At 57.1% G+C, this 14737-nt stretch carries 13 protein-coding genes; 3 read left to right on the top strand and 10 right to left on the bottom strand.

The features are described 5' to 3' along the window. Window positions 1-261 precede the first annotated feature (261 nt). Together JMV16_RS13630 and JMV16_RS13625 are read right to left on the bottom strand one after the other, a co-directional pair. The gene (locus tag JMV16_RS13630) at window positions 262-657 is read right to left on the bottom strand and encodes a GFA family protein (protein ID WP_201494832.1); all 396 of its coding nucleotides are present in this window, start codon (window positions 655-657) and stop codon (window positions 262-264) included. A gap of 250 nt (window positions 658-907) precedes the next feature. Next, window positions 908-1267, bottom strand: a complete 360-nt coding sequence (locus tag JMV16_RS13625) for a DMT family transporter (protein ID WP_201494831.1) — start codon at window positions 1265-1267, stop codon at window positions 908-910. An 815-nt stretch (window positions 1268-2082) separates the two neighbouring features. On the opposite strand from JMV16_RS13625, the gene JMV16_RS13620 reads away from it, so the two are divergent. The 3 genes from JMV16_RS13620 (at window position 2083) to JMV16_RS13610 (ending at window position 4793) form a co-directional block, all read left to right on the top strand. Next, a complete protein-coding gene (locus tag JMV16_RS13620) occupies window positions 2083-3003 on the top strand; it encodes a DNA adenine methylase (RefSeq protein WP_236580513.1) in 921 nt (306 codons plus the stop codon). Between the two features lie 171 nt (window positions 3004-3174). Continuing rightward, the gene (locus tag JMV16_RS13615) at window positions 3175-3627 is read left to right on the top strand and encodes a hypothetical protein (RefSeq protein ID WP_201494830.1); all 453 of its coding nucleotides are present in this window, start codon (window positions 3175-3177) and stop codon (window positions 3625-3627) included. Continuing rightward, window positions 3627-4793: a DGQHR domain-containing protein gene (locus tag JMV16_RS13610; RefSeq protein WP_236580512.1), complete on the top strand. Its 1167-nt coding sequence runs from the start codon at window positions 3627-3629 to the stop codon at window positions 4791-4793. Before JMV16_RS13615 ends, JMV16_RS13610 begins: the two co-directional genes overlap by 1 nt. A gap of 1678 nt (window positions 4794-6471) precedes the next feature. Here the strand turns inward: JMV16_RS13610 and JMV16_RS13605 are convergent. From JMV16_RS13605 to JMV16_RS13570, 8 genes are all read right to left on the bottom strand, one after another. Next, window positions 6472-7149 carry a hypothetical protein gene (locus JMV16_RS13605; protein WP_201494828.1) on the bottom strand — a complete coding sequence of 226 codons (678 nt, stop codon included), beginning with the start codon at window positions 7147-7149 and terminating at the stop codon, window positions 6472-6474. 1259 nt (window positions 7150-8408) lie between these two features. After that, complete coding sequence (locus JMV16_RS13600) at window positions 8409-8780, bottom strand: hypothetical protein (RefSeq protein ID WP_201494827.1); 372 nt, start codon at window positions 8778-8780, stop codon at window positions 8409-8411. 233 nt (window positions 8781-9013) lie between these two features. Next, on the bottom strand, window positions 9014-9424 hold the full coding sequence (locus JMV16_RS13595) for a YciI family protein (protein ID WP_201494826.1): 411 nt from the start codon (window positions 9422-9424) through the stop codon (window positions 9014-9016). Window positions 9425-9544: 120 nt separating this feature from the next. Continuing rightward, window positions 9545-9907, bottom strand: coding sequence for a hypothetical protein (locus JMV16_RS13590; RefSeq protein ID WP_201494825.1), 363 nt, complete (start codon window positions 9905-9907; stop codon window positions 9545-9547). 153 nt (window positions 9908-10060) lie between these two features. Then, window positions 10061-10579 (bottom strand): GNAT family N-acetyltransferase, encoded by a 519-nt coding sequence (locus tag JMV16_RS13585; RefSeq protein ID WP_201494824.1) that lies wholly within the window; start codon window positions 10577-10579, stop codon window positions 10061-10063. 139 nt (window positions 10580-10718) lie between these two features. Then, on the bottom strand, window positions 10719-11147 hold the full coding sequence (locus JMV16_RS24600) for a GNAT family N-acetyltransferase (RefSeq protein WP_201494823.1): 429 nt from the start codon (window positions 11145-11147) through the stop codon (window positions 10719-10721). 1233 nt (window positions 11148-12380) lie between these two features. Continuing rightward, window positions 12381-12740, bottom strand: a complete 360-nt coding sequence (locus tag JMV16_RS13575) for a hypothetical protein (protein ID WP_201494822.1) — start codon at window positions 12738-12740, stop codon at window positions 12381-12383. Window positions 12741-13479: 739 nt separating this feature from the next. Beyond that, complete coding sequence (locus JMV16_RS13570; protein ID WP_201494821.1) at window positions 13480-13848, bottom strand: VOC family protein; 369 nt, start codon at window positions 13846-13848, stop codon at window positions 13480-13482. Window positions 13849-14737 lie beyond the last annotated feature (889 nt).

Raw genomic sequence — 14737 nt, 5'->3', positions numbered from 1 at the left:
GCGGGTCTTAGCGCGAAGCCATACTCCGCCGCCAGAAACGAGAATTGCGTCGTCGCGGCTGCGACGAACTCGGTGGCATTTGGAGTGAAGTAGGTTGCTGTCATGCGCCCTAACGTTCGAGCTAAGCGGGCGACGACGGCAGGACGCCAGGCCCGGGCTGGCGAAAATGTACCGCGTACCGCCAGACCGGGCCTGGTGGCCTGCCGTTGGCGCTCCGCTTGAGCGAGGGGTTAGGCTGCACTTTCGGCGCTAGGGTATTGGCTAGAACCACATGTCTGCGACGCATTTTCCGTCTCGCGGAAGGTCTTCGAACTTGTCCAGACCATCGAAGTGATCGATGGGCACGCGAGCAATAGGCTCAGGCTCGGTTAGCCGCAGATTGACCGCGATTCTTCTTTTGCCCTCGGGTGTAGTCTGTTGACCACGCCAGAAGGCCACACATCCGCACTCAGGACAGAAGTGAAACTCAACTCCCTTGCCTCGAATGTACGACTTGGTCGGTCCAGAGACTCTGATTCCTTCGCCTTCAAAGTCGTAGATCCAGAGCACTCCGTATCGACGGCAGACCGTGCAGTTGCATGCAGTGGCGCCATCAGGGAGGACATCGTGCGTCCAGTCCCAATGGACCGAACCACAGTGACAGGAACCATGAAGCATTCTTATCTCCTCTCCGCGGCGGCGTTGGTTCTTGGCAGGCTTTGATGTGAAGGGGCGTAAGGCGGAATTTGTGCAGCCTAACGTTCGAGCTAACCGGCCAGCGGAGGCAGGACGCCTTGGCCCGAACTGAGAAAATGTACCGCGTACCTCAGTTCGGGCCAAGGTGGCATGCCGTAGCTGGTCCGGTTGAGCGAGGTGTTAGGCCGCACCGCGCGTTTCCTCAAGAAGCTGGCTGATTGCAAAGCCGCGCTTACGCGCCCGGGCTGCTTGCAGGGTGTAGGAGCTTCAGACCAAGAATACCCCCTACGATTGCCACGATGCAGAGGATTCTGGCAGCGGTTGCTGGCTCCTTGAAGAAGACCATGCCTAGGATGGCGGCGCCAACAGCACCGATTCCTGTCCACACTGCATAGGCGGTTCCAAGTGGAAGTGACTTCATTGCCAGACCAAGCAACCAGAAACTCAGCCAAGCCGCGGTAAGTGTGATACCCGTGTAGAGGTGTTTGGTGAAGCCTTCGGAGGCCTTCATACTCGTCGACCAAACAATCTCCAGTACTCCGGCGACTAGCAAGAGCGTCCAAGCGGTGGCTACGGTAGAGTTCGATGGCATGGGTATTTCGTCCTCTCGGGAGGTGGAGAGCAATCTTTGCCGGATGTGCGGCCTAACGTGGGAGCTAAGCTGGCACCGACGGTGAAACGCCAGGCCCCGGCCACAGAAAATGTACAGCGTACCTGTGGCCGGGGCCTGGTGTTTTGCCGTTGGTGCTCAGCTTGAGCGACGTGTTAGGCCACGCTTCTGACGGCCACTGATGCACGCCTTGTCTTGAGTTGATTTGGTGGCACTGCCGCGACGACCAGCTTCTGCTTGGCCCGGGCGCCCAGCACAAGGACGCCAACGTTTCTGTGCTGCGACTACTGGCCAGGCTGGGTGTCTTTCCTCGGTGCTGCGCTGGCGAGGCGTAGACGGCGACGCCAAAGAACTGGCCGCATAGATTTTCGGCGTGGTTGTGGACGTTGGGGCTGATTTTCACTTGTGATGTGGGCTTCAGCGTAAATACTCGTGAAACTTGGAGACGAGGCTTTTGCTCGCGGAATTTGGTCGCTTTCTGAGCCGCGGTGATGCTGATGAGGGGATGCATTTAGTGCGGCTGGTGGAGGTCGTGAAAGCTGCCGAGGTGAGTGTATTTGCGTGGCCTAACGTTCGAGCTAAGCGGGCGCCAACGGCAGGACGCCAGGCCCGGGCCGGTGAAAATGTACAGCGTACCACCGGCCCGGGCCTGGTGGCCTGCCGTTGGCGCTCCGCTTGAGCGAGGGGTTAGGCACCACCATGGTACATGTTGCGAGATCGAGGGTGTATGGATCGCCGTCATGATGCAGAATGCGCATCGGTCGTCGCCCGTCGAGGCGACAAGGGAGGGGTTGTGATTGGACGACGCATTGCAGGTGGGCGTGATCCCAGGCGCTGTGATGGCTGACCTGACTGCGGTTGTTGCCTGTGAGCAGGTTCAGCCGGCTCGCCCGCTCTCGTTCGAGTCTTCAAGCGACCCAAGCGGCATCGTTCCGTTCTTGAAGTGGGCGGGTGGTAAACGCTGGCTGGCCTCGCACATGCGAAGCGTGATTGGAGCGATCCGGGGGCGGTACATCGAGCCATTTGTAGGAAGTGGTGCGGTTTTCTTCGCCGTCCAACCTTCCAGCGCATTGCTCTCAGATTCAAATCGGGAGTTGATCTACACCTACCGTGCGATCAAGAGTCAATGGCGGGCCGTTGGGCGCCATCTTGCGGGCCACCATGCACTGCATTGCAAAGAGCACTACTACAGTGTGCGACGGTCGACTCCCAGCACTTTTGCAGCTCGGGCGGCTAAGTTCATCTACCTCAATCGCACTTGTTGGAATGGCCTCTACCGTGTGAACTTAAACGGTCAGTTCAATGTTCCTATTGGCACGAAAACGGCGGTCATTATGGATAGCGATGACTTCGGCGCGATTGCCGCGATTCTAAGCAACGCTGAGATAATTCATGCTGACTATGAGTATTCGATCAGTCAAGCTGTGGCCGGCGATGTGGTATTTTGCGATCCGCCGTACACGGTGCGGCACAAGCACAACGGATTCATAAAATATAATGAAGATCTCTTCAGTTGGGCTGATCAAGTGCGACTGAGGAATCTGCTCTTGATGGCCAGGAATCGTGGCGTTCGCGTTTTCGTCACGAATGCAGACCATCAATCTATTCGTGAACTGTACTCTGCACAGTTTGATATCCACGAGTTTGAGCGATTCAGTTCCATCGGGGGCGCTCGGGCTATCCGGGGTAGTTACCCTGAACTTCTGATTGTGGGCTAAGGGGTAGCAATGGGGCATAAACCCATCGGGAGTTTTCGTCGTTGGCTTAGTGCTCTTCCATTATTCGGGCCGCTCTTTGCATGCCGAAAGGAAGACTATTTTGGAGCTACGCGCGAATTCGTGATAATAATTGCGTTCGCAACTGCCACTTTCTGGTTGTCGGCATTATTCTTGGTGATTCTGGACTCTGCAAACAAGTTGACTTATGCAGATCTCTTGGCTCTCACAATAAAGGAAGGGCAACTTTTCATCTTTGCGACCGCATTGCTTGGGCCAATTCTAGTATTTGCGAGCGAGGATCCGCCGAATGCGAGGCCCTTCCCAGCGCGCACGTGGATTATCTTGACACTGGTGCTCTTGGGCATTGTCTGCTCTGGTTGCTATGCGTTCATGCGTGGTGCCGGTGCGATCAATCCGGCAACTCCGATCCGCCTGAATGACAGCTTTTTGGCGAGCGCAGCCGTCGCATGTGCCGTCGTTGCGGCAGCTTTTCGATACCTTGCAATTCTGTATAACAAGTATCGTATGCGGCCAGAGGAGGTCAAAGCTTCTGAAGAAGACTTCATTGATCAGTTCAGGCGCCGCCACGACTCGCAGGCGCCTTCAAATGGGCAGGGCTCGTGATGAAACAACTTTCGACTATCGACCAGCCGTACTCGCTTGAGCTTGATTGCATCAAGGTTTCCCAGCCAATTGGTGACTTCTTCATCGCCTCCATCCCGTGGCAGCAACTCCGTGAGATTACTTTCGCCGACGTCCGGCGCCTCGAGAAAGAAGCCCGAGATGTTGAGACATATCTCGGAATACAGAGGCCTCTTAACACAAAGCGTGTTGCGGAGATCGGCGAATACGTGAACACCGCAGATGCTTGCTTTCCGACGTCCGTCATTCTGGCTGTTGACGCGCATTGCGCGAGATTTGACGAAGCGGGAAGAAGGATTGTGCTGTCGAACTACTACGATTCGGCGACACCAGATTTGAATCGTTCTCGCGTTCAGATCGCGAAGGTGCTTGACGGTCAGCATCGAATTGAGGGTTTAGGTGCTCTTAAGCGTGGTTCAACGTTTGACATCAATGTGTCCATCTTCATTGACATGGATATCGAGAATCAGGCGTACGTCTTTTCTACTGTGAACTTGGCTCAAACAAAGGTCAGCAAGAGTCTCGTTTATGACTTGTACGAGTATGCTAGGTCTCGCAGTCCTCAGAAGACCTGCCACAACGTGGCAGTGGCATTGGATAGCTTGAAGAACAGCCCGCTACAGGGAAAGATCAAGCGTCTCGGAACTGCTACAGAGGGGCGTTTTGGCGAAACGTTGACGCAGGCGACGGTCGTGGAGAATTTGATCGGATATATAACTGCCAGCGCAGTTAAGGACCGTGATGAATACTTGCGGGGACATAAGCCGCGCAAGGCCTCGGCGACTGAGCTCGTGAGTACTCCATTCCGAAACATGTTCTTGGAGGAAAGAGACTTAGACATTGCCGATGTCTTGCTGTACTACTTCTCTGCCGTTCGGCAGCGGTGGCCGGAGGCGTGGGCGTCGTCTACGCGTGGTTGGATGCTGAACAGAACGAATGGATTTAGGGCGTTGATGCGGTATCTGAAGCCGGCGTATCGTTCATTGGCTGCTCCTGGAGACATTCCTTCGCAGGAGGCTTGGTACTCGTTGTTCAAGAAGGTGACTCTAAATGACGATGAATTCACCGTTGACAACTTTGAACCAGGAACAGGCGGAGAGACGAAGCTCTATCGACGGCTAGTTGAGGAGTCTGGTATTCCTCTGTAGATGGTGCTGCACCGCAGGCGGCTTGTGGTGCCTAACGTGGGAGCTAAGCTGGCACCGACGGTGAAACGCCAGGCCCCGGCCACAGAAAATGTACAGCGTACCTGTGGCCGGGGCCTGGTGTTTTGCCGTTGGTGCTCAGCTTGAGCGACTTGTTAGGCCACGCTTTTGATGGCCACTGCTGCCTGCCTGGCTTTGAGCTGACTTGGTGGCGTTGCCGCGACGACCAGCTTCTATGTAGCCCTGGCGCCAAGCACATGGACGCCAGCGTGCCTGAACTGCGACTGCTGGCCAGGCTGGGTGCTTTTGCTCGGTGCTGCGCTGGCGAGGCGTAGACGGCGACGCCAGAGAACTGGCCGTTTAGATTTTCGGCGTAGTTGTGGACGTCGGGGCTGATTTTCACTTGTGATGTGGGCTTCAGCGTAGGTACTCGTGAAGCTTGGAGACGAGGCTTTTGCTCGCGGAATCTGGTCGCCTTCTGAGCCGCAGTGATGCTGATGAGGGGATGCATTTAGTGCGGCTGGTGGAGGTCGTGAAAGCTGCCGAGGTGGGTGTATTTGCGTGGCCTAACGTGTTTTATGCGACAGCGTTACAAAGCTGACATGACTGGATTGAACGCAATCGCCTTGATTTTGGCAAGTAGTCGGACGCAGAAAAGTCATCAATGAGGCCCTCACGCTTGGGGGAACGCTTAAGGGAAAGTCCGGGGAGGCTGCAAAGTTTGGGATTGCCACGAAGGCTGTTTTGGCGGGTGGTGCGCCAACACTGGTTCCTGTGAGGACTAACGTTCGAGCTAAGCGGGCGCCGACGGTAGGACGCCAGGCCCGGGCCGGTGAAAATGTACCGCGTACCACCGGCCCGGGCCTGGTGGCCTGCCGTTGGTGCTCCGCTTGAGCGAGGGGTTAGGCCTCACGGCGGCTCAAGTGTGTGGACGCTGAATGCCTGACGTGGGACGAGTTTGAGAGTAGCGCTTGACGGCGCGCTCGATTGATTGAAAGTCAGAAACTCGCCAGTAAGGTTCACGCAAGTGCTTCCTATGCTTGTAATCACGCCGAGGCCCACAGAGGTCGGTCATGAAGGGTGACAGTTCTTGCGTGAGCGAATGTCCGGATAGCGAGATGTCGAACTCTGAGGCGGTAGGTGCAATGTACATGCGACCATTTCCTCCTGACAGACTGATGTGCTTTCGAATGACACTCTGCTGGTGCAGCATGATCTGGCACGAGGCTGAACTGTTGATTTCGGCAACGAGCGACTGTAGACGAGCCTTCAGGTTGTCGACACGGTCGGCTACGGATTCAGCGGATAGGACGTTTGAGGGCATTGCAAAGGGTCCGTTTGTGAGGCCTAACGTGCGAGCTGAGCAGACCGCGGAGGCAGGCACTGTAAGCCCGGCCTGAGACAATGTACGGAGTACCTCAGGACGGGCTTACAGTGCCTGCCGTAGCGGGTCGGCTCGAGCGAGGGGTTAGGCGGCTTGCGAATGCGGGTTAACCCTGAGTTGAACTTCTCACCGACGCCTTGATCTACAGCAGTGTGGCGCACTGGTGCGCTTTACATGGAGGTCACCATGATCATGCACGGCCCGGCGGACTCGAAGTAGCCCGCACTCACCCCAAACGTCCTTAGTTTCGGCGTTGCTTTGCAACCCCGACCGTTGGGACACGGAAGGCCAAGCGGCTCAAGGCTTGGCCTTTTTCCTTTCTTCTTCCCATCGCCCCTCGCATTCCGCGACAGCCTTCTCTACCGCAGCAGTGCTTGGGTACTGCTTGAAGAATGCCGCTAGGCCGGTAAAGTATTCGGCTCGTTCACCGACGACGGCGCGCATAGACTGCGATGCCTGCTTGCCGAGTTGTGAAACAAGGATGCATCGGTCGGCTACCTCGTGCTTCCATTGCAGAAATACTCCCTCAGTAAAATTGAGGTAGTCCAGGGCAGATGTGGTGACAAAACGAGACACATCTTCGGGTACGGAGATCGACTTCGGAGAGTACGTCGCTTTCGGGTCTAGCAAACGGGTGAGCTCAGGTAGCGACTTCTTGTTCTCGCGATCAAGACATGCCTTTAGGGATCGTTGCTCTTCCTTGTCCTCAATGGAGTACGGCTCCTTCTCCATTGCGGCGTGAAAAAGCTTCTGTCTATTGACGAGCATACTTAAGAACAATTGGCATCGATAGCCGCTTGCCGCGCGTTCCGAGACGCTTGCCTGCCAGACCTGCATCGCCATTGCGGCGTTCAGTTTTCTAGTGAACTGGCGTTGCGTTTGCTCAATGTCGTTGAGCTGAATAGCCGCAAAGGCTGAGGCAACGGCAGCAATTGCGGCGATTGTACTTACAGTGAGAGCGAGAATGCCTTGCATTTTTTCCCTCCAAGAGAGCAGAAGCGTCCTTAAGCCGCCTAACGTGGGAGCTAAGCTGGCACCGACGGTGAAACGCCAGGCCCCGGCCACAGAAAATGTACACCGTACCTGTGGCCGGGGCCTGGCGTTTTGCCGTCGGGGCTCAGCTTGAGCGACGTGTTAGGCCACGCTTTTGACGGCCACTGATGCCCGCCTTGCTTTGAGTTGACTTGCTGCCACTGCAGCGGCGCCCATTTTCTGCTGCGCACCGGCAACCAGCACGAGGTTGCAGCCAACTTGCCTGAGCTGCTACTGCTGGCGAAGCTTGGTGTATTTCTTCGGTGGTGCGCTGGCGAAGCGTAGGCGGCGATGCACCCGAGCTGGCCAACTAAATTCTCGGCGAAGTGAAGGCGGCTGAGGCTTTCTGTCACTTGTGGTGCTGGTTCCAGCGCAAATACTTGCAGTACCTTGATACGAGGCTTTTGCTCGTGGAAATTGTTCCGCTTCTGAACCGCAGCGATGTTGGAGAGCGGATGCATTTGGTGCGGTTGGTTAGTTTCGCGAAAGCTGCCGGCGTGGGTGTATTTGCGTGGCCTAACGTGGGAGCTAAGCTGGCACCGACGGTGAAACGCCAGGCCCCGGCCACAGAAAATGTACAGCGTACCTGTGGCCGGGGCCTGGTGTTTTGCCGTTGGTGCTCAGCTTGAGCGACGTGTTAGGCCACGCTTTTGATGGCCACGGCTGCCTGCCTGGCTTTGAGCTGACTTGGTGGCGTTGCCGCGACGACCAGCTTCTATGTGGCCCTGGCGCCAAGCACAAGGACGCCAGCGAGCCTGAACTGCGACTGCTGGCCAGGCTGGGTGATTTTCCTCGGTGCGGCGATGGCGAGGCGTAGACGGCGACGCCAGAGAACTGGCCGTTTAGATTCTCGGCGTAGTTGTGGACGTCGGAGGAGATTTTCACTTGGGATGTGGGCTTCAGCGCAAATACTCGTGATGCCTTGAGACGAGGTTTCTGCTCGCGGAATTTGGTCGCCTTCCGAGCCGCAGTGATGGGGATAAGCGGATGCATTTAGTGCGGCTGGTGGATTTTGCGAAGGCTGCCGAGGTGGGTGTATTTGCGTGGCCTAACGTTGGAGCTAACCGGGCGACAACGGTGTGGCGCCAGGCCCGGGCTGGCGAAAATGTACCGCGTACCGCCAGACCGGGCCTGGTGACATGCCGTTGGTGCTCCGGTTGAGCGACGGGTTAGGCCTCACTTTGCCCGCTTTGCGCAGGATATTATGTACGAACCCATTTCATTTCTTTTAGCGCAGCTACGAGTTCCGGACGCATGATGAATTGAAAGTGTCCGGTTTCCGGTTCGATATTTCCGTCGATCGAGTATGAGAGTGTTGTCCACCCCATAAATGAACCATCCTTTCGCTTTGGCGGCGTGTAACTCAAAAACTCAGAGAGGTTCACCCCAAGGGTTCCGTATTGGAGATTAGCCGCGTTATAGTTTTTGTAGCCAGCAGCCTCGGCAAGCTTCGTAGAAGTTATTGTTGCATCGGGTGTTTGGCACTGCGCCTTAAGCATAACGAGATGGTTATCGGGCAAGTTCTTGTCGCGCAGCGCGAGCAACGCAGCTTTGAATTGCTCGATTGTCGCCACCGGGGCAGTGGTATTTGTGGCCATAGTGATCGAAGTGCGTGGGTGTTTTGTGTGAGGCCTAACGTTCGAGCTAAGCGGGCGACGACGGCAGGACGCCAGGCCCGGGCTGGCGAAAATGTACCGCGTACCGCCAGACCGGGCCTGGTGGCCTGCCGTTGGCGCTCCGCTTGAGCGAGGGGTTAGGCGTCGGTGCGGTCGACATGCTTGCGAACCCTGGAATTCCTTGCCGCAAACTACTGACTCATACCAATGAGCCATGGCCTCACCTCTGCCAAGAGTACGCCACTTTTGACGGCCGGGTCTTCGGCTGCGTACTTGGTGACTTCTTCCTCACTGACCCCTGCAGTTGGAATCATCATGCCACCTCCCATGCCGTCCAGATGTGGGCCGCCAAGCGCGAGTTTCCCGGCTTCAAGGAACTTTCGATAGTGCTCGACATGTTCGCGCACACCAGGCTGCTCAAACAATGTTTTGCCGGCCAGCCACTTCGGACCTGGAGTGTGGAGTACTACAAATCGCACGTCCTTCATGGGCTTTGCGACCTTTCCACTTTCGCCGGCGATGCTGGACTGACCGTAGACGGTACCAAGAACTGTCAGGAGGCAAGCCGCAGTTACCGACCGACGAATTAGGCTGAAGATCATGGTATGCCGCAATGGTTGAATTCCGACGCCTAACGTGTTTTAGGCTGCATGGTAACGCTGCCACAGGCGGCAACAAGTGGGTGCATGCCGCCATTTGTTGCCATAGGCGCCAATGCGGGTTTACCCGCAACTCGGGACCACGTTCTTTAGCAGACGAAGGTTCTTCGCAACCATGCGCGGCACCAGCCAGTACTTCTGCTTGGGCACCCACTGTGCGCCGCATGCCATGAGCAAAGTCCGAGTGGCCTTGTCGGATGCTCCGATCTTGACTGCTACCAGGGATCGCGCTCGGGAGGCGACAGGCGTGCTTTCAATCAGCAACTCGACTGTTGTGTGCCGCACCGTGCCGTCGTCGCTCAGGCGGTGGCGTACACACACCAACTTGTCGCCGTAGCGCTTTTCAAAGCGCTTTGCGCCGTTCTGATCAGGCGCGTAGGTTTTGGCAACGGCAAGTGCGGCGAGTCTGGTATTGGCTGTTTTCACGGTGGGCGGTCTGCAGGTGGTTCCTGTGAGGCCTAACGTTCGAGCTAAGCTGCCCGCGTAGGCATGTGTTGTAAGCCCGGTACGCGAAAATGTACAGGGTACCGCGAACCGGGCTTACAACGCATGCCGTAGCGGGTCAGCTTGAGCGAGGGGTTAGGCCGCACCTTGCCACCGCCACTCGAACACGCAGGTTGTGCCTCCATCGTCTTCGACCCGCGTCTCGTGTAGTTTCGCTCCAGCCTTCTGAAGCACCCGCTGCGAGGCCTTGTGATCTTCGTCCACGGTTGCGATGACCCGATGAAGGCCATGTTCCTTCGCTCCATACTCCAGCAGAGCTGGAAGAATCTCCGATGCCAGACCTTTGCCCCACTCGGAACGCAAGAAGGAGTACTTCACCTCCACTTCTTCCTGCCCTCCCGGATGAATGAGGCCGCAGAAGCCAATCACTTTTCCCGCGTCTTTGCCTTCTATGGCGTACATCCCATAGCCGCGAGTCGAGTAGTTCGTCTCTGTCACCTCGAACCACTTCGCGCAGGCCTCGTGCGTGATCGGCTTCCCTTCGCCGACCCACCGCATCGCGACAGGATCTGAGTACACGGCATACAGCGCGCCGTAGTCAGTTCGACGCCAACGGCGGCACAGGAGTCGAGGGGTTTGGAAGAGAAGCGCCACAGTGCTTCCTTGTGCGGCCTAACGTTCGAGCTAAGCGGGCGACGACGGCAGGACGCCAGGCCCGGGCTGGCGAAAATGTACCGCGTACCGCCAGCCCGGGCCTGGTGGCCTGCCGTTGGCGCTCCGCTTGAGCGAGGGGTTAGGCATCACTAGTGCTGACAGAGAACAGGCCCATTTCGGTCCGCTCTGCTGCAACCTTTCGCCAGAAGGCATGGCCTCCGACATTTGACTTGAATACCAGCAGGTGGGCCTTTTCTATTCCCAGGGCGGCGAGTTCCCTCCGAGATGAGTTTAGTAAGGCGGTTGCCAAGCCGGCTCTTCTGTGGGAGGTATCTACGACAAGATGATGGATTAATCCTCGGCGACCGTCATGACCGCAGAGGATTGTTCCAATGACTTCCTCTCGATCTCCCGTGGCGACGAAACTGAGTCCTGGATTTCGGTTCAGAAATCGCTCGATCTCACTTCGCTCATCAGCGGCGCTGAGCCCTACTCCAGGGGTCTTTCGCCATAGGTCGAGCGCTGATGAGTAGTGCTCGGGCTGGAATTGACGAGTGCTGCTAGCCATTGGTGCTTTTGTGATGCCTAACGTGGGAGCTAAGCTGGCACCGACGGTGAAACGCCAGGCCCCGGCCACAGAAAATGTACAGCGTACCTGTGGCCGGGGCCTGGTGTTTTGCCGTTGGTGCTCAGCTTGAGCGACGTGTTAGGCCACGCTTTTGATGGCCACTGCTGCCTGCCTGGCTTTGAGCTGACTTGGTGGCGTTGCCGCGATGGCCAGCTTCTATGTGGCCATGGCGCCAAGCACAAGGACGCCAGCGAGCCTGAACTGTGGCTGCTGGCCGGGCTAGGTGCTTTTCCTCGGTGCTGCGATGGCGAGGCGTAGACGGCGACGCCAGAGAACTGGCCGTTTAGATTTTCGGCGTAGTTGTGGACGTCGGGGCTGATTTTCACTTGTGATGTGGGCTTCAGCGTAAATACTCCTGAAGCTTGGAGACGAGGCCTTTGCTCGCGGAATTTGGTCGCCTTCTGAGCCGCAGTGATGCTGATGAGGGGATGCATTTAGTGCGGCTGGAGGATGTCGTGAAAGCTGCAGAGGTGAGTGTATTTGCGTGGCCTAACGTTCGAGCTAAGCGGGCGGCGACGGTAGGACGCCAGGCCCGGACTGGTGAAAATGTACCGCGTACCACCAGGCCGGGCCTGGTGGCCTGCCGTTGGCGCTCCGCTTGAGCGAGGGGTTAGGCCGCACTTGGCGCTGTTCGATGCGAGTTCCATCTCTCGTAGAGCCGGTAAAGCGCATATACAAAAAGGCACTGCATGAAGCACATAAAGGCTATGCCAGCGATTATTCCGGACTGGGATCTGGCCGTCAGAACTTGGTAGACAACGAATGCGTGATACCCTGTTATCGAACCAGTCGTTACGAAGAGGCGGCCTTTCGTTGCGACAGCCGAGGCCGACCAAGCAACTGGATCCTTCCAAATTCGTGGCATAAGTCCTTCCCGTTCAGAACAGAGGTTCAGATTAAGTCAAAGTGTCTGATGCATCAAGTGTTTCGCGGTTCGCCTGGCCTGCGTAGCTTTGCCGTGGAGAACGGGTAAGAATCCGGTGGCTAGCGCGCTGCGGCATTTGTGCGGCCTAACGTTCGAGCTAAGCGGGCGACAACGGCAGGACGCCAGGCCCGGGCCGGTGAAAATGTACCGTGTACCACCGGCCCGGGCCTGGTGGCCTGCCGTTGGTGCTCCGCTTGAGCGAGGGGTTAGGCCTCGCTTTGCGTAGACCGAGGAGAACCTTGCTGTGGCTACACAAAGCCATGCTCCTTGTAGCTTTCAAGGCCTGCCTTGGTAAGGGCGGCAAGTTCCTTCAGGAGTACTGTGTCCGTGACTGTGAAGTTGAAACAGGATTTTCCTTGCATTCTCGACTTCAACTCCGACGATAGACCCACAAGCAGTTCTGGCTTCATGTACACAGGCATCAAGTGGAAGCTGACATAGGCTTTCTTGACCTGAACAGCGCCGAAGAACAAAGGCTTCTTGTTCTTCTGAACATGCTTGGTATCGACGTAGAACTCGGTATCGTCGTCTTTCTTCAAATCGAGCTGTGCCGCGTAGGGCGCCATGATCGCTCGGAGTTCTACGAAGACGGTGCTTAAATCGGCCATGGTCTGAATCGATCTGGGGTGCGGGGAAGAAGTTTCGATTGCGAGGCCTAACGTGGGAGCTAAGCTGGCACCGACGGTGAAACGCCAGGCCCCGACCACAGAAAATGTACAGCGTACCTGTGGCCGGGGCCTGGTGTTTTGCCGTTGGTGCTCAGCTTGAGCGACGTGTTAGGCCACGCTTTTGATGGCCACTGATGCGCGCCTTGCCTTGAGCTGACTTGGCGGCACTGTTGCGACGACCAGCTTCTGCATGGCCCTTGCGCCCTGCACAAGGACGCCAACTAGCTTGAACTACGACTGTTGGCTAGGCTGGGTGATTTTCCTCGGTGGTGCGCTGGCGCGGCGTAGGTGGCGACGCCAAAGAGCTGGCCGAGTAGATTCTCGGCGTAGTGGTGGACGTTGGGGCTGATTTTCACTTGTGATGTGGACTTCTGCGAAAATACTCGTGAGCCTTGAGACGAGGCCTCTGCTCGGGGAATTTGGTCGCCTTCTGAGCCGCGAAGATGGGGATGAGCAGATGCATTTAGTGCGGCTGCTGGATTCCGGGAAGATTGCCGAGGTGGGTGTATTTGCGTGGCCTAACGTTCGAGCTAAGCGGGCGCCGACGGTAGGACGCCAGGGCCCGGGCTGTGAAAATGCACTGTGTGCCACAGGCCGGGCCCTGGTGGCCTGCCGTTGGTGCTCCGCTTGAGCGAGGGGTTAGGCCTCGCATTGCGGAGCACGGTGAAGGATGAACTATTCAATTCGTGTTCTGTCCGATGCGCCACAGGACGCCCGACGGATCGAAAAGGCAGAAGTCCCGCATTTTCCACGGTTGCGCTTCTATGGCGGTTACCTTGACACAGTATTTGTCTGCCACTCCGCTGGAAGCCACGTGTTGCCACCAGGCATCGACATCTTCTACGAGGATGTGCATCATGAAGTTTTCGGCGAGATGCTCTGTGCAGAAGTCTTGCAATAGAAAGGCGACATGTCCAAAGTGAAAGTAGGCAACTCCTCCTCCCTCTGATGCCATCGTGAAGCCAAGATCCTTGTAGAACTGCTTCGAGACGTCGAAGTCTTTTGCGGGAACGAACGCCTTGATTTCCGTGATACGCAGACGGGACATGGAGATCCTTTGCGAGGCCTAACGTGTTTTATGCGACAGCGTTACAAAGCTGACATGACTGGATTGAACGCAATCGCCTTGATTTTGGCAAGTAGTCGGACGCAGAAAAGTCATCAATGAGGCCCTCACGCTTGGGGGAACGCTTAAGGGAAAGTCCGGGGAGGCTGCAAAGTTTGGGATTGCCACGGAGGCTGTTTTGGCGGGTGGTGCGCCAACACTGGTTCCTGTGAGGCCTAACGTTGGAGCTAAGCTGGCGCCGACGGTGAAACGCCATGCCCCGGCCACAGAAAATGTACAGTGTACCTGTGGCCGGGGCCTGGTGTTTTGCCGTTGGGGCTCAGCTTGAGCGACGTGTTAGGCCACGCTTTTGACGGCCACGGCTGCCTGCCTGGCTTTGAGCTGACTTGGTGGCGTTGCCGCGACGACCAGCTTCTATGTGGCCCTGGCGCCAAGCACAAGGACGCCAGCGAGCCTGAACTGCGACTGCTGGCCAGGCTGGGTGATTTTCCTCGGTGCGGCGATGGCGAGGCGTAGACGGCGACGCCAGAGAACTGGCCGTTTAGATTCTCGGCGTAGTTGTGGACGTCGGAGGAGATTTTCACTTGGGATGTGGGCTTCAGCGCAAATACTCGTGATGCCTTGAGACGAGGCTTCTGCTCGCGGAATTTGGTCGCCTTCCGAGCCGCAGTGATGGGGATAAGCGGATGCATTTAGTGCGGCTGGTGGATTTTGCGAAGGCTGCCGAGGTGGGTGTATTTACGTGGCCTAACGTTCGAGCTAAGCGGGCGACGACGGCAGGACGCCAGGCCCGGGCTGGCGAAAATGTACCGCGTACCGCCAGACCGGGCCTGGTGGCCTGCCGTTGGCGCTCCGCTTGAGCGAGGGGTTA

The sequence above is a fragment of the Rubrivivax sp. A210 genome (assembly GCF_904426505.1).
Lineage (GTDB): Bacteria > Pseudomonadota > Gammaproteobacteria > Burkholderiales > Burkholderiaceae_C > Rubrivivax.
The sequence above is the reverse complement of the archived record's forward strand: the minus strand, read 5'-3'. Positions and strand labels throughout refer to the sequence as shown.